Annotated in this window: 28 protein-coding genes and 1 pseudogene; all 29 read left to right on the forward strand. The window is 31.8% G+C overall.

The genetic code is table 11. The annotated features are described in order from the left end of the window. Positions 1-405: pseudogene (locus C3E88_RS01455) on the forward strand (hypothetical protein); the annotation flags it as partial. 44 nt (positions 406-449) lie between these two features. Beyond that, positions 450-1490 carry a DUF3866 family protein gene (locus C3E88_RS01460; protein ID WP_336513050.1) on the forward strand — a complete coding sequence of 347 codons (1041 nt, stop codon included), beginning with the start codon at positions 450-452 and terminating at the stop codon, positions 1488-1490. A 14-nt stretch (positions 1491-1504) separates the two neighbouring features. Continuing rightward, positions 1505-2044, forward strand: a complete 540-nt coding sequence (locus C3E88_RS01465) for an NUDIX hydrolase (RefSeq protein ID WP_236908268.1) — start codon at positions 1505-1507, stop codon at positions 2042-2044. A gap of 75 nt (positions 2045-2119) precedes the next feature. Further along, a complete protein-coding gene (gene spoIIM, locus C3E88_RS01470; RefSeq protein ID WP_236908269.1) occupies positions 2120-2755 on the forward strand; it encodes a stage II sporulation protein M in 636 nt (211 codons plus the stop codon). Between the two features lie 78 nt (positions 2756-2833). Beyond that, positions 2834-3727, forward strand: coding sequence for a site-specific tyrosine recombinase XerD (xerD, locus tag C3E88_RS01475; RefSeq protein ID WP_236908270.1), 894 nt, complete (start codon positions 2834-2836; stop codon positions 3725-3727). Positions 3728-3738: 11 nt separating this feature from the next. Beyond that, a complete protein-coding gene (locus C3E88_RS01480) occupies positions 3739-4557 on the forward strand; it encodes a purine-nucleoside phosphorylase (protein ID WP_236908271.1) in 819 nt (272 codons plus the stop codon). 14 nt (positions 4558-4571) lie between these two features. Next, positions 4572-5897, forward strand: coding sequence for a pyrimidine-nucleoside phosphorylase (locus tag C3E88_RS01485; protein WP_236908272.1), 1326 nt, complete (start codon positions 4572-4574; stop codon positions 5895-5897). A 128-nt stretch (positions 5898-6025) separates the two neighbouring features. After that, complete coding sequence (locus C3E88_RS01490) at positions 6026-7186, forward strand: D-alanyl-D-alanine carboxypeptidase family protein (protein WP_236908273.1); 1161 nt, start codon at positions 6026-6028, stop codon at positions 7184-7186. 115 nt (positions 7187-7301) lie between these two features. Beyond that, a complete protein-coding gene (locus C3E88_RS01495; protein WP_236908274.1) occupies positions 7302-7895 on the forward strand; it encodes a site-2 protease family protein in 594 nt (197 codons plus the stop codon). A 16-nt stretch (positions 7896-7911) separates the two neighbouring features. Further along, entirely contained in the window at positions 7912-8646 is a 735-nt protein-coding gene (locus tag C3E88_RS01500; protein WP_236908275.1) for a segregation and condensation protein A, read from the forward strand. A 15-nt stretch (positions 8647-8661) separates the two neighbouring features. After that, positions 8662-9207: an SMC-Scp complex subunit ScpB gene (gene scpB / locus C3E88_RS01505; protein ID WP_236908276.1), complete on the forward strand. Its 546-nt coding sequence runs from the start codon at positions 8662-8664 to the stop codon at positions 9205-9207. Positions 9208-9323: 116 nt separating this feature from the next. Next, positions 9324-9866, forward strand: a complete 543-nt coding sequence (locus C3E88_RS01510; protein WP_236908277.1) for a DUF2953 domain-containing protein — start codon at positions 9324-9326, stop codon at positions 9864-9866. Next, entirely contained in the window at positions 9802-10233 is a 432-nt protein-coding gene (gene ytfJ, locus C3E88_RS01515) for a GerW family sporulation protein (RefSeq protein ID WP_236908278.1), read from the forward strand. The genes C3E88_RS01510 and ytfJ overlap by 65 nt, the downstream gene beginning before the upstream one ends. A gap of 97 nt (positions 10234-10330) precedes the next feature. Continuing rightward, positions 10331-11446 carry a D-alanyl-D-alanine carboxypeptidase family protein gene (locus C3E88_RS01520; protein ID WP_236908279.1) on the forward strand — a complete coding sequence of 372 codons (1116 nt, stop codon included), beginning with the start codon at positions 10331-10333 and terminating at the stop codon, positions 11444-11446. 119 nt (positions 11447-11565) lie between these two features. After that, positions 11566-12504, forward strand: coding sequence for a hypothetical protein (locus tag C3E88_RS01525; RefSeq protein WP_236908280.1), 939 nt, complete (start codon positions 11566-11568; stop codon positions 12502-12504). 13 nt (positions 12505-12517) lie between these two features. After that, positions 12518-13792, forward strand: coding sequence for an FAD-dependent oxidoreductase (locus C3E88_RS01530; protein WP_236908281.1), 1275 nt, complete (start codon positions 12518-12520; stop codon positions 13790-13792). A 67-nt stretch (positions 13793-13859) separates the two neighbouring features. Continuing rightward, positions 13860-14567, forward strand: a complete 708-nt coding sequence (locus tag C3E88_RS01535) for a pseudouridine synthase (RefSeq protein WP_236908282.1) — start codon at positions 13860-13862, stop codon at positions 14565-14567. A gap of 103 nt (positions 14568-14670) precedes the next feature. After that, complete coding sequence (locus C3E88_RS01540; protein ID WP_236908283.1) at positions 14671-15084, forward strand: GNAT family N-acetyltransferase; 414 nt, start codon at positions 14671-14673, stop codon at positions 15082-15084. Beyond that, the gene (locus C3E88_RS01545) at positions 15074-15643 is read left to right on the forward strand and encodes a tRNA (mnm(5)s(2)U34)-methyltransferase (protein ID WP_236908284.1); all 570 of its coding nucleotides are present in this window, start codon (positions 15074-15076) and stop codon (positions 15641-15643) included. The genes C3E88_RS01540 and C3E88_RS01545 overlap by 11 nt, the downstream gene beginning before the upstream one ends. Before the next feature lie 17 nt (positions 15644-15660). Next, on the forward strand, positions 15661-17058 hold the full coding sequence (locus tag C3E88_RS01550; protein WP_236908285.1) for an oxaloacetate decarboxylase subunit alpha: 1398 nt from the start codon (positions 15661-15663) through the stop codon (positions 17056-17058). A gap of 150 nt (positions 17059-17208) precedes the next feature. Further along, positions 17209-17409, forward strand: a complete 201-nt coding sequence (locus tag C3E88_RS01555; RefSeq protein WP_336513049.1) for a 4Fe-4S dicluster domain-containing protein — start codon at positions 17209-17211, stop codon at positions 17407-17409. Between the two features lies 1 nt (position 17410). Then, positions 17411-18547 (forward strand): 2-oxoacid:acceptor oxidoreductase subunit alpha, encoded by a 1137-nt coding sequence (locus C3E88_RS01560; protein ID WP_236908286.1) that lies wholly within the window; start codon positions 17411-17413, stop codon positions 18545-18547. A 2-nt stretch (positions 18548-18549) separates the two neighbouring features. Beyond that, entirely contained in the window at positions 18550-19359 is an 810-nt protein-coding gene (locus C3E88_RS01565; protein ID WP_236908287.1) for a 2-oxoacid:ferredoxin oxidoreductase subunit beta, read from the forward strand. A gap of 15 nt (positions 19360-19374) precedes the next feature. Next, entirely contained in the window at positions 19375-19938 is a 564-nt protein-coding gene (locus tag C3E88_RS01570; protein ID WP_236908288.1) for a 2-oxoacid:acceptor oxidoreductase family protein, read from the forward strand. Beyond that, a complete protein-coding gene (locus tag C3E88_RS01575; protein ID WP_236908289.1) occupies positions 19922-20797 on the forward strand; it encodes a MurR/RpiR family transcriptional regulator in 876 nt (291 codons plus the stop codon). The genes C3E88_RS01570 and C3E88_RS01575 overlap by 17 nt, the downstream gene beginning before the upstream one ends. A 143-nt stretch (positions 20798-20940) precedes the next feature. Continuing rightward, the gene (locus C3E88_RS01580) at positions 20941-21558 is read left to right on the forward strand and encodes a histidine phosphatase family protein (protein ID WP_236908290.1); all 618 of its coding nucleotides are present in this window, start codon (positions 20941-20943) and stop codon (positions 21556-21558) included. A 1-nt stretch (position 21559) separates the two neighbouring features. Beyond that, a complete protein-coding gene (locus C3E88_RS01585; protein ID WP_236908291.1) occupies positions 21560-22783 on the forward strand; it encodes an NAD(P)/FAD-dependent oxidoreductase in 1224 nt (407 codons plus the stop codon). A 76-nt stretch (positions 22784-22859) separates the two neighbouring features. Then, positions 22860-23306, forward strand: a complete 447-nt coding sequence (locus C3E88_RS01590; RefSeq protein WP_236908292.1) for a hypothetical protein — start codon at positions 22860-22862, stop codon at positions 23304-23306. Positions 23307-23362: 56 nt separating this feature from the next. Beyond that, positions 23363-23719 carry a chorismate mutase gene (gene aroH, locus C3E88_RS01595; protein ID WP_442870625.1) on the forward strand — a complete coding sequence of 119 codons (357 nt, stop codon included), beginning with the start codon at positions 23363-23365 and terminating at the stop codon, positions 23717-23719. Positions 23720-23721: the final 2 nt, after the last annotated feature.

Below are 23721 nucleotides of genomic sequence, written 5' to 3' on the forward strand. Positions count from 1 at the left end.
ATTAATATAATTATAAATACTTTAGTTATAGCTTTGTTTACTAATCTTATGAATATATTTGATTTAAGGCCAGGTAGATCTATTAAAGTATTCTTATTAATATCTTTAATTATGTTGTTTTCAGCTAATACAAGAGAGTACAATTTTATTTTGTATTCAATCTATGGTATATTGATAATATATTTTCCAATTGATTTAAAAGCAAGGGCTATGATGGGAGATGTAGGGTCTAATGTCATTGGTATAACATTAGGAATATACTGTGCTCTGACACAGACATTATTAGCAAAATCTATATATCTATTAATGTTAATATTGATTCATATATTAGCAGAAAAAGTATCCATTACTAAGGTTATAGAGAACAATAAAATATTAAACTATATAGATAATCTGGGCAGATAGGAGGGATTGTTCTGTTAAGTTACAAAAAGGGAAAGGTAGTAGGAATAGAGGAAGAGTATCAACAGGTTTCTTGGTTATTAGTTGAACTAGATGGAAAAACCCATAAAGCTATCAATTATAATGATTTAACTGGAGAAGTTAAAATAGGGGATATGGTTATTGTAAATACGACTGCTGTGGAATTATCTTTAGGAACTGGCGGCACACACTTTGTAATATTTAATTATAGCAATGAAAGTAAAAAGCTCCATGGTAATGGCCATATAATGAAACTACGCTATACTCCATTACAATTAAAATGTTTGGCTGTCGAAGAGGAGAGTAGTCCTTATCATCATATTTTCGAGGAATTTAAATCTTTGGATGAGCATGTTTATATTGTAGGTTCTTTGCATAGTATGTTAGCACCAATAGCAGCTATGCTTAAATATCTCAAGAATGACATAAAGATCAATTATATAATGACTGATGGTGGTTCACTACCTATTTATTTTAGTAATACCGTTAGAACCTTAAAAGAAAATGGATTAATTAACAATACCATCACTATAGGGCATGCCTTTGGTGGGGATTTAGAATGTACTAATATTTATACCGGTTTAATTGCGGCAAAAGAAATATTAGATGGGGATATAACTATTATAACCATGGGGCCAGGGATTGTAGGTACAGGAACCAAGTATGGATTTAGCGGAATTGAACAAGGGCAAATAGTGGATGCTATTAATACTTTAGGAGGAGAGCCGATTATTGTGCCTCGGATAAGCTTTAAGGATAGTAGACCTAGACATATGGGTATATCTCATCATACTAGAACTGTTTTATCGGAAATTGTAAAAACACCAGGAAAGGTGGTTTTACCAAAACTAGATGAATACAAACTAAAAATAATAAAAGATCAAATTACTAGTTTGAACATTCATAAAAAACATGAGATTTTTTATGAAGAAGGATATAAGATTACTAATGCTATGGATAAATATGGATTATATATTACAACTATGGGACGAGGATATGAGGAAGATAAGGAGTATTTTTGGACATTAGGGGCAGTGGGGGCTTTTGTTATAGGAATGCTTAAATAGGGGAGGAACGCTTTATGAATTATGAAGAGAAGACCATGAAAACCGAGAAGATATATGAAGGTAAAGTGGTCAATTTGAGAATAGACACTGTAGAATTACCAGATAAAAAGTATTCAAAACGGGAAATTGTAGAACATCCAGGCTCTGTGGGCATAATTCCCATAACTAATGATGGATGCATAATATTAGTAGAACAATTTAGGAAGCCCGTAGAAAAAAGTTTATTAGAAATACCTGCAGGAAAAATAGAAATCAATGAAGAACCAAGAGAAACTGCCTTAAGGGAATTGTGTGAAGAAACGGGGTTTACTGCAAGTAAACTAGAGTACCTGTTTGAATTCTATACATCACCTGGTTTTTCTAACGAAAAGATGTATTTGTTCGTAGCCATGGGTCTAGTAGAAGGTGAGGCAGAACCAGGTAATGATGAGTATATAGAAGTAAAAAAGATAAAAATTGAAGATTTGATGAACATGGTAGTCAGAGGAGAGATAGTCGATAGCAAGACTATTATAGGCATATTGTATGGGCAAAAGTATCTAAACTTAAAATAAATGGTAGTGATAATATCTCCTTTTAAAGCATATTATTTTATATAGGCTTGTATCAATTGAAGGGAGGATTTATCGTTGCCCTATAAGATCAAAAGATGGCTATTTAAACAGTTTCAAGAGAATTTTGCTATCTACTTTATTGTTGCAATTGTATTCGCTATTGGGATAATAACTGGAGCAGTAACCATAAAAGTGTTAAACTCGGAGCAAAAAAATGGTATAATGATATTCATTAATACATTTTTTAGGGCTATGGGTAATAATAGCTTTGAAAATCTATCTATATTTAAACAATCTTTAATAGATAATTTTAAGACTATAGGATTAATTTATATAACCGGGCTAGTCATTATAGGAATACCTATTATACCAGTAACTGTGATGTTTAGAGGTTTTGCTTTAGGTTTTACAGTGGGATTTTTAGTGAATGAATATGGCTTACAAGGATTTCTTTTTTCTATATTGGGGATATTACCCCAAAATTTAATTATAATTCCAGCTATATTATCTATTTCATCTATAGGTATGGCTTTTTCAATGAAAAGCATTAAAAACAGAAAATTTAAATCTATCAATAACAATATGCACTGGAATATTGTAAATTATTCGATCCTAATATTGTTTTTTTCCATTATAGTAATCATAGGATGTTTGATAGAGGCATATATTTCACCAATCTTTTTACGACTTATATCGGATTATTTTAATTAGTGAAAGCTATGAGTTATAACATGTTTTATTGAGAAGATTAAACTACATTATAAGGTCTTATTGCAAAGGAGAAACATTATGTTTAATGTCATTATGAAGGATTACATAGATTATATTAAGAATGAAAAGGGATTAAGTCCCAATACTTTAGAGGCTTACATTAGAGATATGGAACAGTTTATGGAATATCTTGAATCCAATAATATAGATAGCACTACCGACGTAAACAAAACTATAGTCATCACATATTTGATGTATTTGCAGAAATGTGGGAGAGCAGCTTCTACTATTTCTAGAAACCTTGCATCTATTAGATGTTATTATCAATATCTGTTAAATGAGAATTTGGTAAAGGAGGATCCTACTCTTAATCTTCAATCTCCTAGAAGTGAAAAGAAGTTGCCTTGTATATTATCTAAAAAAGAAGTGGACATATTGTTATCCCAACCAGATAATGATACTTTTAAAGGTATTAGGGATAAAGCTATGTTAGAATTGCTATATGCAACAGGTATAAGGGTATCAGAAATGGTTGCTCTTAATGTGGACAACCTTGATCTACAATTGGGTTATTTACATTTAGGGAGCTATAGTTCTAATGAAAGAATTGTTCCCATTGGGAGAGTTGCTTTAGAGTATATTATTATCTACATAGAGGATTATAGAGAAAATGTTTTAAAGGATGATGATGAAATAGCGTTATTTTTAAATTATAATGGTAACAGATTGACTAGACAAGGGTTTTGGAAAATCGTCAAAGGTTATACAAAAAAGTCGAATATAGATAAAAAGATTACGCCACATACACTACGACATTCTTTTGCGGTACATTTATTGCAAAATGGAGCTGATATCAAGATGGTACAGGAGATGCTCGGTCATTCTGATATTTCAACCACTCAAATGTATTTATTTGCAACTGATAATAAGGAATTAAGGGATGTTTATGAAAAATCACATCCTAGAGCATAGGAGGTAAAAAGATGAGGTATATGGAGAAAATTCAGGAGAGTGTAAACTATATTGAGGAAAGATGTAATAAAGAACCTAAGATTGGATTGATATTAGGTTCAGGACTGGGAGATTTAGGGGAGAAAATAGATAATCCAACAGTGATTCATTACAATGAGATACCTAATTTCCCCGTTTCTACAGTAGAAGGTCATAAGGGACAGTTAGTAATTGGAGAATTAGGTGGAAAAGTAGTAGTAGCTATGCAAGGTAGATTTCATTACTATGAAGGTTATCCATTAATGGATGTTGTTTTCCCCGTAAGGGTTATGATAGGTTTGGGAATTAAAAATCTGATAGTAACTAATGCAGCCGGGGGTGTTGATGAAAACTTTTCACCTGGAGATCTAATGATAATAAAAGATCACATCAACTTTGCAGGACAGAATCCATTGATAGGGAAAAATTTGGATGATCTAGGACCGAGATTTGTAGATATGACTAGAGCTTATGACAAAGAATTGATAGACCTAGCTAAAAAAGTGGGAGATAAATTGAATATTTCATTGCAAGAAGGCGTATATATGTGGTTTACCGGTCCTACTTATGAAACGCCTGCAGAGGTAAAATTGGCAAGGATATTAGGAGCATCTGCAGTTGGTATGTCTACAGTGCCAGAGGTAATAGTAGCTTCCCATCAAAGCATTAGGGTTTTAGGTATATCATGTATAACCAATATGGCTGCTGGAATATTGGATAAACCATTAAATCATGAAGAAGTTATTGAAACATCTATGATGGTTAAAGATAAGTTTGAACGATTAGTGATAGAAATATTGGTTAATATGTAATTGGGGTGGATGATGTGAGAATATATGATATAATCAAGAAAAAAAGGGATGGTAGCGAATTATCAACGGATGAAATAAACTATTTTGTTGAAAATTATACTAATGGAAATATACCAGATTATCAGATTTCAGCACTATTTATGGCTATATACTTAAATAAGATGAACAAAAGGGAGACATTAGATTTAACAAGGGCGATGGTCAATTCTGGAGACAAGGTAGACCTTTCTAAAATAAATGGAATAAAGGTAGACAAGCATTCAACTGGAGGTGTTGGGGATACTACAACTCTGGTATTAGGGCCTATGGTAGCTACCTGTGGAGTACCCTTTGTAAAAATGTCAGGAAGAGGCTTAGGCCATACAGGTGGAACATTAGATAAGTTAGAATCCATAAAAGATTTTAGGGTGGAACTGAGCACTGAAGAATTTATCAACAATTCCAACGATATAAATATATCCATATGTAGCCAAACGGCCAATATAACTCCAGCAGACAAAAAATTTTACGCATTAAGGGATGTTACTGCTACTGTGGAAAATTTGTCATTGATTGCGAGCAGTATAATGAGCAAAAAGCTTGCTATTGGTTCTGACTCCATTATATTAGATGTAAAGGTAGGTAGTGGAGCATTCATGAAAAATTTAAAGGATGCTATAAGCTTAGCAGAAGAGATGGTAGAAATTGGGACAGGATACGGAAGAGAAACAATTGCCTTAGTTACCAATATGGATGAACCTTTAGGTAATGCAATTGGTAATGCTTTAGAAGTTAAGGAAGCTATTGAGGTATTAAAAGGAAATGGTCCTGAGGATTTATATGAGCTTTGTCTTGAACTAGGATCAAGATTGTTACTATTAGCCAACAAGGCAAAAACACGGGATGAAGCTAGATATATGCTTAAAAAAACCATAGATTCTAAGTCTGCCTATAAAAAACTTATAGAATTAGTCCAGTATCAAGATGGGGATATTGATTATATAAAAAATCCAGAACTTTTACCAAAAGCAAAGCATATCGTTGAAGTTAAAAGTCAGCAGGTAGGTTATGTAAAGGCTTTAAATGCTGAAGAAGTAGGAAAATGTGCATTAGCATTAGGAGCTGGTAGGGAAACTATGGACTCCATTATCGATCTGTCAGCAGGGATCGTTTTAAATAAAAAAGTTGATGATAAAGTTGACAAAGGGGATGTATTAGCCTATATACATGCTAATGATATTGATAAGGCAAAGGAAGTAGAAACAAGATTAAAGGAACTATATATCATCGGTGATAAAAACAAAAAGAATAAAAAACTAGTTTATGGTTTGGTAACTAAAAATGGAGTAGAAATCTATTAAAAAATAACTGTCTCTTAATTAAGAGACAGTTATTTTTTGTGGTATATTACACCATATGATTGTTAGATTGTATAAGTAGTAGAGAAATGGAGAATATAAAAGTAAATAAATCGATAGGAGGTATTTATGTGAATAAAAGATTTACTTCGACTATTCTCTGTATAATTATAATATTATTTACAATGACTACTTATACTTGTGCTGAAGGGGACTTGGACATAAAGGCAAAATCAGCTATACTTATGGATTACCATACCGGTGAGGTGATTTACGAAAAAAATTCCTATGATAGATTACCTCCTGCAAGCATTAGTAAAATTATGACACTTTTATTAGGCATGGAAGCATTAGAAATGGGAAAAATTAACTTAACTGATCAGGTTAGGATAAGTGCGCATGCCGCAAGAATGGGAGGTAGTCAGTTGTGGTTAGAAGAAGGAGAAGTTCAATCAGTAGAAGATCTATTTAAAGCCATATGCTTAAGATCTGCTAATGATGCTTCGGTAGCTTTAGCTGAGCATATAGCGGGCAGTGAAATGGCATTTGTCAAGATGATGAATGATAGGGCAAAGGAATTAGGTATGGACAACAGCAATTTCGTCAATGCTAGTGGCCTACCTCATGAAGATCAATATGTGTCTGCATATGATGTAGCTAAAATGTCCCAAGAGCTTCTAAAACATAAGAAGATTCATGATTGGTTGACTATTTATATGGATGAAATGAAGGTTGGGAAAAAGAAAGATAAAGTGCAGAGTTTGGTCAATACCAATAGGCTAGTAAAGGATTATGAAGGCACTACAGGAATTAAAACAGGTTCTACTAGCGAAGCAGGTTTTTGTCTATCAGCATCGGCAAAGCGTGGTAATTTACAACTAATAGCTGTTGTAATGGGAAGTGAAACCTCTAAGATTAGATTTGAAGAAAGTATTAGATTGTTAGATTATGGTTTTGCCAATTACGATTCTATACCCATAGGTAGAATGGGAGAAGTGGTGGGTAAGGTATTAGTCCAAAAAGGAGATCAGGAATATATTGAAGTTATTTTAGAAAGGGATAGCTATATATTAACTCCTAAGGGAAAGGGAGGTAGTATGGCTAAAGAGATAATTCTACCAGAGTTTGTAGAAAGTCCTATAGATAAGGGAACAGAAATTGGCTATCTAGTAGTGAGTTTAGATGGTAAAGAAGTTGATAAAATAAAACTGGTATCAAAATCTAATGTAGACAGGGCAAGTTTCAAAGGAATGCTTAAAAGGGTCATGAAAAATCTCCTCATAAATAAGTAATAAAAATATATGTTTGTATTTTTAACCAAAACATTATAAAATAGAATAAGAATTAAATAAACCTCGGCTATTAAGTCGAGGTTATACTAATTAATAATTAGGAAGAGGGCAGAATATGAAATATAATTATTTATTAAACCTACCTGGTTTATTAGTGGCAATAATAATTCACGAGTTTTCCCACGGATATATGGCTTACTTATTGGGAGATAATACAGCAAAAGAATCTGGAAGACTAACCCTCAATCCATTTAAACATCTGGATATAGTTGGATTTGTTTTTTTATTGTTGTTTAGATTTGGATGGGCCAAGCCTGTACCTATTAATCCTTATAATTTTAAAAAACGAAAGAGGGATACCATTTTGGTATCTTTGGCTGGACCTTTTTCAAATTTCATAGTAGCTATAATTATAGGATTTGTGATATCATCAGGAATAATAACTAATAGTATATTATTCAATGTACTGATAATAATGTTATGGTATAATATTATGTTAGGAGTATTTAACCTACTACCTTTCCCTCCACTAGATGGTTCAAAAATTCTAGCTAGTTTACTGCCAAGCAAATACGAACATGCATTCTATAAATATGAAAGATACTTATATTTAATTTTAATACTGTTGATAGCTACAAACACTATTGACAAAATACTTAGTCCATTTATAGATTTTAGTTTAAATTTGTTAATCAAAATTATCAGTTAATATAGGAGTTTTATATATGAAATATAAAATTGTATTGGAGTCTTTTGAAGGTCCTATGGATCTATTATTACACCTTATAGATAAGGCCCAAATAGATATTTATGATATACCAATTAATGAGATTACGGAACAATATATAGATTATATAACTAGGATGGAAGAATTAGACTTAGAAGTGACTAGTGAATTTTTAGTAATGGCTGCCACATTATTAGAAATAAAGTCTAAGATGCTTCTTCCTCAGGTTGAAAAAGTTGAGGGTGAACAGTTGGAAATAGAGGAAATTGATCCTAGATTAGAATTGGTAAAAAGGTTGGTTGAATATAAAAAGTTCAAACATGCTTCTAAGGAACTACGTAATTTTGAAGAAATACAGAAAAAGATATATTATAAACCAAAGGAAGACTTATCTTTTTTTGTGGGGGTAGAAGAAGAATTGGAGCAAATGGATTTAAAAGAATTGGTAAAAGCTTTTAACAATATACTTGCAAAAAACAAGGACACCCAATTTTCCATTGATATAGATGAAATTCAAAAAGAGGAATATACTTTAGATGAATGTATGGGAAAGATAAAAGAAGAACTAAAAGAAAAAGAAACAATAAATTTTCAACATTTATTTGACGAAGAAGCTAGTAGACAATTGATTGTAGTTACATTTTTATCTGTGCTTGAATTGATAAGGATGAAGTATATTACCATATATCAAGAGGAGAGTTTTTCCGATATAATAATCAGAAAAAGAAATTAAAGAGGTGTTTGATCAGTGGATGAAAGAGAGACAAAGGCAATAATTGAAGCCCTTTTGTTTATATGGGGAGACCCTCTATCTATAAAAGATATATCTAAAATAGTTGAAGTAGAGGAGGGTAAAGTAAAAGAAATACTTGACCATATGATAGATGAATTTAATTTTAACAGAAGAGGATTAAAAATAATATGTATGGAAAATAATTATCAACTGTGTACAAGGCCTGAGCATCATAGATGGATTAATAAATTGACTCAAGAGAAGAGTACCAAAAGCTTATCAGCAGCAGCCCTGGAGACTTTATCAATTATAGCTTATAAGCAACCTATAACTAAAAATGAGATAGAGGTTATTCGAGGGGTTAGATGTGATAAAGCATTAGATACTTTGCAAGGGAAAAATTTAATCGAAGAAAAAGGTAGACTAGATAGAACTGGTAGACCAATTATATATGGTACAACTAATGAGTTTTTAAGGTATTTTGGATTGGAAAGTTTAGAGGATTTACCATCACTTAAAGATTTTAAAATAGATGAAAAGGATATAGAAAAGGGAGAATAGTACTTATTTATGGTATTATTCTCTTTTTATTTGGAAAGATATAGATAAAGGAAGTTGCATAATACATTTGGGGTGGATATATGAGGTATATATGGTTGCTAATACCTATTATTATTATGATTTTGTTATTATTGCCTGTACAGTTTAATATTTATTTTTTATATAGAGTTGATGCTATAGAATTTAATATTTCAATTTCCTATTTATTTGGCCTTTTTAGCCCAGAAATATATCCTTTTGATAAAAAGAAGAAGACCAGAGGGAAAAATAGCATTAAAGAAGTTTATACTAGAGGCTTGATGGACTATATTTGGGATAAAATTAGCTTCGAGAAGTTGACTTGGAAAACCAATATGGGTTTTAAAAATGCTTATTTAGCAGCTGTTGTCTATGGAAGTATATGGAGTATTAAAAGTATTGTTATAAGTCTTATTTTAGCTAATAAGGAAATAGATGAAGTAGATATTGATGTTAATGTAAATTTTAATGAAGAATTATTGGATATTTTATTTAATTGTATAATAAAAATTAGAATGGTTTATATTATAAATATATGGATTAGAATTATAAAAATGTTTAAAGGTGGTGGGAAAAGTGTCAGAACATCCAATAGAAGGGCTTATGCATACAACGATGAACAGTTTAAAGGAAATGGTTGATGTAAATACAATTATTGGCGATCCAGTCCAATCACCAGATGGATTGATTATTATCCCTGTATCCAAAATATGTTTTGGCTTTGCATCAGGAGGAACAGAGTTTAAAAAGATATCAAGTACTAAAGAACAAAATCTATCTGAAGAAAAACTTCCTTTTGGGGGAGGCAGTGGAGCTGGTGTTTCAGTTCAACCTGTTGGTTTTATAGTAGTAGGCAACAATCAAATAAAACTATTAACTGTAGATGAAGGAAATACCGCTTTAAGTAGTTTATTTGATTTTATGAGCAAAATAGCCGATAATATCCAAAATTCTATGGTTAAAGATAAAACCACAAGTAATGATGATAACACCATAGATATAAGTTAAGAAGCAGAAACATTCTGCTTCTATTCATTTAAATTTAGGATAAATATTAACTTATATTAAATATTATATCATTAATATAGGTAAAGGAGAGATACTTTTGAAAAAAGGCATTTCATTGTTATTATTTTTTGGTATTTTATTAATAAGCAGTTATTCATATTGTCAAAAACCTACTATTACTGCTCAAAGCGCAATTTTAGTGGATTTGGAATCTGGAAGGGTTTTATTGGAGTATAGTCCACATACTAAATTACCTATGGCTAGTACTACTAAGATAATGACTGGGCTTATTGCTTTAGAAAATTGTAGTATAGAGGACAAGATAACCATAAAGAAGGAATCAGTAGGTGTTGAAGGCTCTAGTATATACCTATACGAAGGTGAATCAATAGGTTTAGAAGATCTACTATATGGTTTAATGCTAAGATCAGGAAATGATGCTGCTGTAGCTATAGCAGATTATGTTGGTGGCAATATAGAACAGTTTATTATTATGATGAACGATAAAGCTCGATCTATTAATGCTAATAACACTAACTTTATGAACCCTCACGGACTTCATCATGACGATCATTACACGACTGCCTACGATCTTGCTTTAATTACTAAAGAAGCTATGAAATTTGAAAAGTTTAGAGAGATTGTTGGATCAAAGTCATGGAAAGCCAATAGAGAAAAAAATAATATATTTTACAATAAAAACAGTACCTTATGGGAATACGAAGGGGGAAATGGTGTCAAAACTGGATATACTATGAGGGCCGGTAGGTGTTTAGTATCTAGTTCTACTAGAAATGATCGTACCCTTATTGCTATAGTGTTAAATGATAGAAATTGGTTTAACGATTGCTACAGTTTACTTAATTATGGTTTTGAACACTTTAAAGACTATGTAATATTTGATGAAGGCCAATATTTTAGGAGTATTCCCGTAATAGATGGGGATAAAGAATATATAGCGGCAGTAGCAAAAAAAATGTTTTTTTATCCGCTAAAGGAAGAAGAACTAAAAAATATTAAAATTCATATAGATCTGCCAGATAAAATAAAAGCTCCAATAGGGAAAGGTGACAGTATTGGAAAAGTAAAGATATATTTAGATGGAATAATGATTCATGAAGAAAGTATTATTGCTAAGGAGAATATATCAAAATTAGGACCTATTCAGAAGTTGATAAAGGAACTAATAAAAAAGGATAATAAAAAGGGATAATAATCAATCTTCATATAATTATTTATTTAATAAAGCCTTTGGGCTTTTTTTATTTGTAACCAATAAGGCTCTATTTAAATATGCTATATATTAAGCAGTATTTTAAGGAGTGATGATAGATGTCAAAACCATATAAATGCATAGATTCAGGAAGTAAGTATTGTCCGTGTCATTTAGTAGATACTATGGATTGTATTTCTTGTTCTCAATTAAGAGGAGAAGTATTTTGTGACTGCCAATGGAATGGAGTATGTATTCTCTATGAATACTATATGAAAAATCAGATGGTTTGTGATCAACGACTAGATTATGAGTCACAGATAGTGGATAAAATAAACTTAGATGAAAACTTATTCTTGATAAAAATAAAAACGGATAATAAGCTTATCAAAGAATTAGATTCTATAGGTTCTTATATATTTATTAGAAAAGCTGATGTTAACACTTATCATAACACTCCTATGTCTGTATTCAATCTAGATGAGGATTTTATATATGTAGTATATCAAGCAATAGGTCCCAAGACAAAAGGATTTAATAAAGGTGATAGCTTGATTTTAAGGGGACCTTACTGGAGTGGGATAGTTGGGGAAGGTGATTTATCAAAAATAGAAAAAGAATCAATAGTTATTGTAGCCCGGGGGATTGGCCAGTCGTCAATTTTAATACCTTTGAAAAAATTAATTCATAAAAAAAACAAGATAGTATTATTTTTAGATGAAGGGAAGTTAAACTCACTATATTGCTTGGATTATGTAGACAATAAGAACGTTAAGATAGTAATTATGAATATGTTTGATGCTATTGATAGGAAAAAATTAGAGGATTACATAAAGCATAATCCCATAAATATAGTGTTTAGTGCTGGATCAGATATGGTGCATAGGGAGATTAAATCCATGATTGAACAGACTGATAAATCTATTAGATGGTTTGTATCTAATAATAATATACTATGCTGTGGTGAAGGATTATGTGGTTCCTGTATAAGAAAAACAAAGGATGGAGACAGAGTAAAGCTGTGTAAAACAGTAATTGATCCTAGAAAGATTTACTAGGGAGGTAGATTTTATGAATAGGATAGTTGTAATAGGCGGAGGTTGGGCAGGATGTGCGGCTAGTATAGCAGCTATAAAACTAGGGGTGGAGGTTGTTCTTATTGAAAAGACGGATATGTTACTTGGCTTAGGTAATGTTGGTGGAATAATGAGAAATAATGGTCGCTTTACGGCAGCAGAGGAGAATATTTTCATGGGAAGAGGAGAGTTATTTAATATAACTGACCAATTTTCCTTGCATAGAAATATAGATTTTCCTGGTCATAAGCATGCATATCTATATGATGTAACTAAGATAGAACCAGCAGTTAGAAATTTAATACTATCATTAGGGGTGGAGTTAAAATTACAAAAAAGAGCAGTTGATGTAATTGCGGAAGGCAATTCTTTAAGAGGAATAGTATTAAATGATGGGGAGAGGGTTTATGGAGATGCCTTTATAGAAACCACGGGATCTACTGGCCCTATGGGGAATTGTTTAAAATATGGTAATGGTTGTGCTATGTGCATACTCAGATGTCCTACCTTCGGACCTAGGATTAGCATTAGCAAAAGAGCTGGTGTTATGGATAAAGTAGGTATGAGAAAAGATGGCTCTTATGGAGCTTTTAGTGGTTCTTGTAAATTAAATAAGGACTCTTTAAGTTCAGAAATCAAATATGAACTAGAAAAAAACGGTGTCGTAATTTTGCCTGTTCCTAAAGAGGATATTCAAAAAGATAAACTTTCAAAAAAAGTATGTCAACAATATGCATTAGACGAATATGCAGAAAATATAATATTACTGGATACAGGTCATGCTAAGATGATGACTTCTTTTTATCCTTTAGAAAAACTTAGAAGGGTTAAAGGCTTAGAGAATGCTCGTTATGAGGACCCTTACTCGGGAGGGGTTGGAAATTCTATTAGATATCTATCTATCGCACCAAGGGAAAATACTATGAAGGTAAAAGGAATTAGCAATTTATTTTGTGCAGGTGAAAAGTCTGGGTTGTTTGTAGGACATACGGAAGCTATTGTAACAGGAACTATAGCAGGGTATAATAGTGTTAGATATGTGTTTAATAGACGTTTATTGGAACTTCCTAGTGAATTGGCTATTGGCGATCTAATTTGTTTTGCCAATGAAAGGCTAGAGTCAGAAGAGGGGTTAAAAGATAGATATACTTTTGCTGGTAGTACCTATTTTAATAGGATGATAGATAAGGGATTGTATACTACTAATCTTCATCAAATCAAGAGGAGGGTTGAAGATTTAAATCTATTAAATATATATGATAGAATTTAATAGTATTTTACAAATGGGATAAAAAAAGTTAAACTATATATAGTTTTATATTGAGAGGATGAATTAGATGAGATTACAAAAATACATGGCTAAATGCGGTGTAGCGTCAAGAAGAAAATCAGAAGAGTTAATAATAAAAGGTAGAGTGAAAGTTAATGGTGTCGTTGTTAAAACACTAGGTACAATTATGGATCCTGATAAGGATGTAGTGAGAGTAGATGATAAGATAATAGAATTGGAAGAAAACAATGTATATATTATGTTGAATAAACCTGAAGGATATGTTACTACAGTAAAAGATAAACATAGCGAAAAGATAGTATTGGATTTAATTAATGGAATTGAGGAAAGAATTTATCCAGTAGGTAGATTAGATGCAGATACTACCGGTTTACTCCTAATGACCAATGATGGTGATCTAGCTTACAAACTAACCCATCCAAGTTATGAGATACCAAAAAAATATATTGCTTTAGTAGAAGGTATTCCTAATAATAAAAAGCTTCAAAAATTTAGAAAGGGTTTAAAAATTGATGGAAGAATGACTGCAGAAGCCTATGTAAGAATAGCTAAAAAATACAAAAATTCTTCAGTGTTGGAGATATCAATACATGAAGGAAGGAATAGACAAGTAAGAAAGATGTGTAAATATATTAGACATCCTGTCATAAAATTAAAAAGAATAGCTATTGGGGATCTAGTACTAGGAGATTTAGAGATTGGAAAATGGAGATATTTAACATCCAAAGAAGTTAAATACTTAAGGGAGCTTTAGTATTGTAGCGATATATAGTGCTACAATACTTTTCTTTTGGCTTTCTTTTTGGCTAATTATACATTATAATTAGTTTAGGATTAGAATTAGGGGGAACTGAAGGATGATAGCAATTAGGGAAATACATTCAAGTGAATTTGAAATAGCAAACAATATTTTATCAGGGGAAGGTATAGTAGATGATATCTCCCAAGGAATAGTCTATGTATTGATAAAGGATGATAAGGTTATAGGGATAAGTAAGATGAGAATTAACAATGGATATGGTATATTGGACTACATAGTTTTAAAAAAGGAGAATAGAGGGCTTGATTATGGTGATGGTCTTTTAAGGGCGGTGCTATTTAAGGCTAAGGCAATTGGCATAGAAGAGGTATACTATGCTAAATATCATCAATATTTAATTAAGAAAGGATTTAATTATACTGAAGATTCTTCTAATATTCCGTATGAACTCAGCTTAAATATTAATAATTTTTTTAATAACTGTTGTTGTGGCGATGAAAATGAGATTTAAGCATTTTATTAATCCGGTAGAAACCGTAAAGAAAATAATGAATTACTATATTGAGGAAGGGCATATTGTTTTAGATTGTACTGTTGGAAACGGTAATGATACCATAGATTTAGCAAAGCTTGTTGGGAAAAGTGGGAAAGTTTATGGTTTTGATATTCAAGAAAGGGCTATAATTCATACTCAGAGAAAGTTAACACAATTAAATCTTGATGGTAACGTTGAACTTATAAATGATGGACATGAGCATATTGACAAGTATATCGATGATAAGTTGGATTTCATCGTCTATAATTTAGGTTACTTACCTGGAGGGGACAAGAGCATTAAGACTAGGTCTTCAACGACTATAGAAAGTTTAAATAAGTCTTTACTATTGCTAAGCAACAATGGATTATTATTAATTACCTGTTATATTGGACATGATGGTGGTAAAGATGAAAAGGATGCGGTAGAGAATCTTTTAAAATCCTTAGATCAAAATGAGTATAATGTTTTACAATTTAACTTTATAAATCAAAAAAACAATCCGCCGATACTTTATGGCGTTGAAAAATTATAATAACAGGAGGGATAATAATGGCAGGTGTAAAGATAACAGACACCATTTTAAGAGATGCACATCAATCTTTAATTGCCACTAGGATGAAAACGGAGGATATGTTACCCATTGCAGATAAGCTTGACAGGGTAGGGTTTCATTCGTTGGAAGTTTGGGGTGGTGCAACATTTGATTCTTGTTTAAGATTTTTGAACGAAGATCCTTGGGAAAGATTAAGAACATTAAGGAAGGCTTTTAAAAACACAAAATTACAGATGTTGTTAAGGGGTCAAAACTTATTAGGGTATAAACACTATCCTGATGATGTTGTAGAGGAATTTGTAAAAAAATCTATTGAAAATGGTATAGATATTATTAGAATATTTGATGCATTAAATGATCCGAGAAATATTAAAAAATCTATAGAATCTACAAAAAAGTATGGTGGTCATGCTCAAGCTGCTATATCTTATACAACTAGTCCTGTTCATAACAATGAATATTATATAAATCTGGCTGTTGAAATGGAAAAAATGGGAGCCGATTCTATATGTATTAAAGATATGTCAGGCATTTTAATGCCTTATGAAGCTGAAAAACTAGTTAAAGGTTTGAAAGAGAAAATTTCTGTGCCAATTCAAATTCACTCTCATTTTACTAGTGGAATTGCAAATCAAACCTATATGAAAGCTATAGAAGCTGGCGCCGATATAATAGACACGGCAATGTCGCCTTTAGGAATGGGTACAAGTCAACCTGCTACTGAATCCATGGTAGCCTCTTTACAGGGGTCTCCCTATTATCCAGACATAGATATGAATCTACTACTTGAAATAACTGATTACTTTAAGGAGCTAAGGGATGAATATTTAAAAGAAGGGCTTCTTAATACTAAGGTATTGAATGTGGATGCTAGGACCTTGAAATATCAAGTGCCAGGAGGAATGTTATCCAATTTAGTTTCCCAACTAAATGCACAAGGGGCATTGGATAGATTTGAAGAAGTATTAGAAGAAGTTCCAAAAGTTAGGGAGGATTTGGGATATCCACCTCTTGTTACTCCTATGAGTCAGATGGTAGGAACTACGGCAGTATTTAATGTATTATTAGGTGAAAGATACAAAATGGTTCCAAAAGAAGCTAAGAACTATGTTAAGGGTCTTTATGGGAAACCAACAGTACCCGTAAAAGAGAATATAAAAGAAAAGATAATTGGAAATGAAGAAGTATATACGGGAAGACCGGCAGATCTATTAGAGCCTGAATTGAATAAGCTAAAAGATGAAATAAAAGAGTATATAGAACAAGAAGAAGATGTATTGAGCTATGCTTTATTCCCACAGGTTGCTATTGACTTTTTCAAGTATAGACAGGCAGAAAAGTATAAAATTGATAATAATTTATTGAATGATGAGTTTAAAACTTATCCTATTTAAAACAAGTCTTCGGGCTTGTTTTTTTTATAACTAATGAAACAAATCTTGCAAATTTAATCAAATTGCAAAAAAAATGAAATAAATCTTGCATATTTGGAATAACTTTGTTATTATAAAAGTAGAAAATATCACAATAAGGGGGAAGTAGCTTTGGCAGATAAGATGTTGCAAAAGCTTTATGTAGAAAAGGAATTATGTAAAGGTTGCGGTATATGCGTTGCCTTTTGTCCAAAAGATGTTTTATCATTAGAAAAGGGCAAAGTAACAATAAAGGATTTAGATGCATGTATTCAGTGTGGTCAATGCGAGCTAAGATGTCCAGATTATGCTATTTATCTAGGAGGTAAATAAAATGGCAGAAAAAACGGTAAAACTAATGCAAGGAAACGAAGCTTGTGTAGAGGGTGCTATAGCAGCGGGTATGAGGTTTTATGCTGGCTATCCTATTACTCCTTCAACAGAAATTGCAGAAATTTCAGCGGAGAAGCTACCTAGATTGGGTGGTAGATTTATTCAAATGGAAGATGAAATTGCAAGTATTAGCGCTATTATTGGTGCTTCTTTAGCTGGGAGAAAATCTATGACAGCTACTAGTGGACCTGGTTTTTCATTAAAACAAGAAGGTATTGGTTATGCAGTTATATCAGAAGTTCCCTGTGTTATCGTCAACGTTCAAAGAGGAGGTCCTAGCACTGGATTACCTACTTCTCCAGCTCAGGGAGATATAATGCAAGCTAGATGGGGAACTCATGGTGATCATTCAATTATAGCTCTATATCCTTCAACGGTAAGAGAGATATATGATACTACTATACGGGCCTTTAATTTAGCAGAAAAATATAGGACTCCGGTTATACTATTGATGGATGAAGTCATCGGACATATGAGAGAAAAAATCGAAATACCTGATGTTGATGAAATAGAAATTTTGAATAGAAAAAAACCTACTGTAGGACCTGCTGAATATCTACCATATAAGGTGGATGAAGATGAGTTGGTACCACCAATGGCAAGCTTTGGAGAAGGGTATAGATATCATGTTACGGGCCTTATCCATAATGAAACAGGATTCCCAACAAATAATCACAAAATTGCAGAAGAATTGATAAACAGATTGGTTAACAAAATAGAGGATAATACAGATGACATAGTTGAATATGAAGAGTATAGATTAGAAGATGCAGATGAGGTAATCATTGCTTATGGTGCGACAGCAAGATCTGCAAAAACCGCTATTGATTTATTAAGAAAAGATGGGGTTAAAATAGGCTTATTTAGACCTATTACTATATGGCCAATGGCAGAAAAACAAATAGAAGCTATTGCTAAGAGTGTAAAAAGAATTACGGTGGTTGAAATGAATATGGGTCAATATTTTAATGAGGTAGATAGAATTGCAGGTAAATATACGCATACAAGTAAATATGGTCGTGTACATGGAGAGTTGATTACCCCAGAAGAAATCATCTCTTTTATTAAGGAGGGTTAAAATTGCCAAGTCAATTAGTAGATAAATATTTTAGAACCGAAAGTTTGCCTCATATTTGGTGCCCTGGGTGCGGCAATGGTATAGTTACAAGGGCTATCGTAAAAGCTATAGATAATTTAGAATTGAATCGAGATGATGTATGTATAGTTTCAGGTATAGGTTGTTCATCAAGATCTTCCGGGTATTTGGATTTTAACACCATACATACAACTCATGGGAGAGCATTAGCATTTGCTACGGGTATTAAATTTGCAAATCCTAATCTTCACGTAATAGTGATAACTGGTGATGGAGATTGTGCTGCTATTGGTGGTAATCACTTAATACATGCTGCTAGAAGAAATATAGATATTACAACCATTGTTTTTAATAACAATATCTATGGCATGACAGGTGGACAATATTCTCCAACTACTCCAACTGGAGATAAAGGGACAACTGCACCTTATGGCAATATAGATGCAAACTTTGATCTATGTGAATTAGCTAAAGCTGCTGGGGCTACTTATGTAAGTAGATCTACTGTATATGGTGCTAACATGATAATAAAGCAAGTAGAAGAGGGCATAAAGAACAAAGGATTTTCTTTTATAGAAACAATAACTACTTGTCCTACCTATTATGGAAGAAAAAACAAAAAAGGGGATGCCGTGGATATGATGAATTATTTAAAAGAAAATTCTGTAAGTAAAATTGCTTTCGAAAAACTTCCAGAGGAAAAACGTAGGAATAAAATTCTTGTAGGAGAACTATACAAAGGTCAAAGGCCCGAGTATATTGAAGAGTACAATAAGATTATTGATTCATTTTAAAGGAGAGATATAAATATGAAACGTCAAGAATTAAGGCTAAGTGGTTCAGGAGGGCAAGGATTAATTTTAGCAGGAATTATTTTAGCTGAAGCTGCTTTGCTTGACGGGAAGAACGTTGTTCAATCCCAGTCCTATGGTCCAGAAGCCAGAGGAGGAGCTAGTAAGGCTGAAGTTATAATAAGTGATGATATTATCAATTATCCAAAGGTTGACAAATGTGATATACTATTATCTTTAACACAGAAAGCTTGCGATAAATATATTGACTCTTTAAAGCCAGGTGGCACATTGATATTAGATGATACGGTTGAAAATAGACCGGATAGAGATGATATAAAGATTTATTCTATACCTATATTAGAAACAGCCTCTAAGGACCTAGGAAAGCCTATGGTAGCAAATATTGTCGCTCTTGGTAGTATATATGAGTTGACAAAAATAGTTAAAAGGGAGTCTTTAGAAAAAGCTGTATTAAATAGGGTACCTCGAGGAACAGAAGAATTAAACAAGATGGCCTTAGGAGAAGGTTTTAAATTAATATTAAATCATAAGGAAAGTTCATATGGAGAAGTATGTTGATTTAATTAAAGTTATACAAAATAATTTTAATACTCTTAGTAAGGGTCAAAAATTAATAGCTGAGTATATAATGGATAATTATGATAAAGCTGCTTTTATGACAGCTGCCACTCTAGGAGAAACTGTAGGTGTTAGTGAATCTACTGTGGTACGTTTCGCTAATACACTTGGATATGATGGCTATAGGGAACTCCAAAAAGAACTACAGGAGTTAATTAAAAACAAACTAACTACCGTACAAAGAATTTCCTTAAGCAAAGATTTTTCAGACTATGAAAATGCTTTAAAACAAGTAGTCAAAAAAGATATGGATAATATAGAAAAGACCCTCAATGAAATAGATTATCAAGCTTTCCAAAAAGCTGTAGAAATAACTTTAGAAGCGGACAATGTATTCATATTAGGACTTAGGAGCTCCTCTTTCTTAGCCGGATATTTAGGTTTTTATTTAAACTTTTTGCTAGATAATGTAAAGATTATTTCATCAGGACCGAATGATGTATTTGAACAATTACTAAAAGCAACAGAGGAAGATGTAATCATAGGAATAAGTTATCCTCGATATTCAAAGAGAACTTTAGAAGCATTAGACTACGGAAGGGAAAAAGGATGTAATATAATTGGTATTACCGATAGCTTAGTGTCTCCAGCTGCCCAATATGCTGATGTAACTTTAATTTCTAGTAGTAATATGTTATCCTTTGTGGACTCATTAGTAGCGCCTATGAGTTTAATAAATGCTTTTATTGTTGCCCTTGGTATGGAAAAGAAGGAAGAAATAACTACTTATTTTGAAGATCTAGAAACGATTTGGAAAAAACATAGTGTATATGATACAAATAATAAAAACCGAAACTAAACTGTCTAGCAAGACGGTTTAGTTTTTTAGGCAAGTAGTCATAATTGACTTTATCATAATTGATATTATAACAAAATATACATTTTTCTGTTATAATATTAATTATTATTATACAAACTAATGATATGAAAGGAAGAAAATAAATGAAAAAAATAATTCTAATAAGACATGGTGAATCAAAATGGAACACATTAAAGAAAATACAAGGACAAAAGGATATCTCACTTACAGCAAGGGGATTAAAACAAGCTCAGCTAATTGGTAATCGGTTGAAAAAAGAAAAAATTGATAAGATATACTCTAGTGATCTCAAAAGAGCATATATTACTGCAGAGACTATTGGTAATAAAATAGGATTAGATGTAACACCCATGAAGGAGCTTAGAGAGATAAACTTTGGGATTTGGGAAGGCATGTCCAATGATCAAATGTTACAAGAATTTTATGATGATGTTCTACTATGGAGAAGTAATCCTGAAAAACTAAAGATAGAGGGTGCAGAATCCATAGAAGAATTACAAAAAAGGGCTATGAAAGGTATTAATAAAATTATCGATGACTCTGATGAACATGACAATTTTATAATAGTATCCCATAGTGCCACAATAAAAACTATTATTTTGGGTTTACTTGATATGGATTTAACTTATTTTAAAAACTTAACTATTAGCAATGTTGGGTTAACAGTCATTGAATTCAGGGAATATAATCGAGTACTAAAAGTATTAAACGATACATGCCATCTAAAGGAGAGTATATAAAATGTCAGTAAAGGTAGGGGTAATTGGTGGTGGTCCAGCTGGGATAATAGCTGCTGGATTTGCTGGTTCTAGAGGAAAGGATGTTACTCTAATAGAGAAGAACAACCGGTTGGGTAAAAAGTTATTTATAACAGGAAAGGGAAGATGCAATATTACCAATGCTTCTCCGATTGAGAATTTTTTTGAAAACATAACTACCAATAGGAATTTTTTATATAGTGGGTTTTATTCGTTTAGCAATGAGGATGTAATCAAATTGTTAAATGCCTATGGTTTAAAAACTAAAATTGAAAGAGGTAATCGAGTTTTTCCATCTTCCGATAAGTCTAGTGATGTTATAAAAGCTTTTGAAAAGTTTTTGATATCCAATGACGTAAAACTTCAATTGAATAAATCAGTTCAAAATATATATATAGAAGATGAACAGTTTATTGTGGAACTGTTACATGGGGAAACACTAAAATTTGATAAGTTAATTTTATCTACAGGAGGAAAATCTTATCCTTTAACTGGTTCCACTGGAGATGGCTATGAATTTGCTAAAAGATTTGGTCATCACATTGTACCATTAAAACCATCTTTAATACCCATGGAAATTGAGGAAGCCTGGGTTAAAGATTTACAGGGTTTATCTTTAAAAAATGTAAAGTTAACTGCCTTCATTGATAATAAAAGGGTTTATGAAAAGTTTGGTGAAATGATATTTACCCATTATGGAATTTCTGGTCCTATAGTTTTGACGATGAGTAATCAGATAAATAAGTACAAGAGCAATAACATAAAATTTGCTATCGATTTAAAGCCAGCATTATCTTATGAGAAACTAGATAATAGAATATTAAAGGATTTCCAAATATATAATAATAAACAGATAAAAAATGGATTAGATGATTTGTTACCAAAAAGACTTATTCCTATAATAATAAAAAATATTTCTATTGATGAAGAAACGCCTATTAACCAGATTACTAAGTCCAAAAGAATAGAACTAGTAAATATATTAAAAGCTTTGCCTTTAACCTTCAAAAAGTTTAGACCTATTGAAGAAGCTATTGTTACCTCAGGTGGTGTTTCTACTATAGAAATCGATCCTTCTACCATGGAGTCTAAAATAATCCCAGGTTTATATTTTGCTGGGGAGATTATTGATGTTGACGGTTTAACAGGAGGCTATAATCTTCAAATTGCTTATTCAACAGGATACTTAGCTGGTACCAATGTATAATAATTTACCTCATAAAAATTTCATTATTTGTAAACAATAAGCATAAAGTATTATAAATAATGATTAGGAGGATTTTATGGGAAAACTATTTAATAAATTGGAAAAGTTAATATTATTTTTATTCCTTACGTGTTTTATTCTGTTATTAGTTTGTCAGTTTATAAATTATAAAAATGACTATGGCGTTCATACTTACAATTTCGAAAACAATAATAAGTTATTACCTTTCAACAATAATGGAATAAAAAGCAAAGGGATAGTTGTTCTAAAAAACATGACCCCAAGCTATGATAATGTAGGAATATTATTAAATGGTAAGCCTGTTGGATATTTTGGTGAAGATGATGAACTAGAAATTCACGTATATCATAATGATTTAATTGAAATAGATGGAACAAAACACAATAATCGGTTAAAAGTAAAGGTTGTTGGTATAAGTAACAATGTTGAAACTCCGAAATTGGACGCAACTGCCATAACTTCTCAAAGTATAGAAATTTTAAGTAAAGTTAAGTTGAAATAACTTGTTTGATAATTGTTTTTAATATATAATTATTAAGGGAAGTGATAAAATTGAACGTGGTTTCAATCCGAGGGGCTATTACTGTAAAAAAAAATACCAAAGAAGAAATATTAAAAGCCACACAAAAATTACTGTTAGAGATAGAAGAAAAAAACAATTTAAAAAAAAGCAATGTAATTAGCATACTCTTTTCATCAACAAAGGATTTAAACGCTGAATATCCTGCTAAGGCTGCTAGATTGTTAGGATATACTCAATGTGGTTTAATGTGTTTCAACGAAATTGAAGTGGTAGGCGGTTTGGAAAAGTGTATTAGGGCTATGATATTATATGAAACTATTTTGGATCAAAAAGACGTTAGGCATGTGTATCTTGAAGGTGCAAGAACATTAAGACCTGATTTAAATAAATAAAA

The organism is Clostridium sp. Cult3 (genome assembly GCF_021655115.1).
GTDB lineage: Bacteria > Bacillota > Clostridia > Tissierellales > Tepidimicrobiaceae > PPXY01.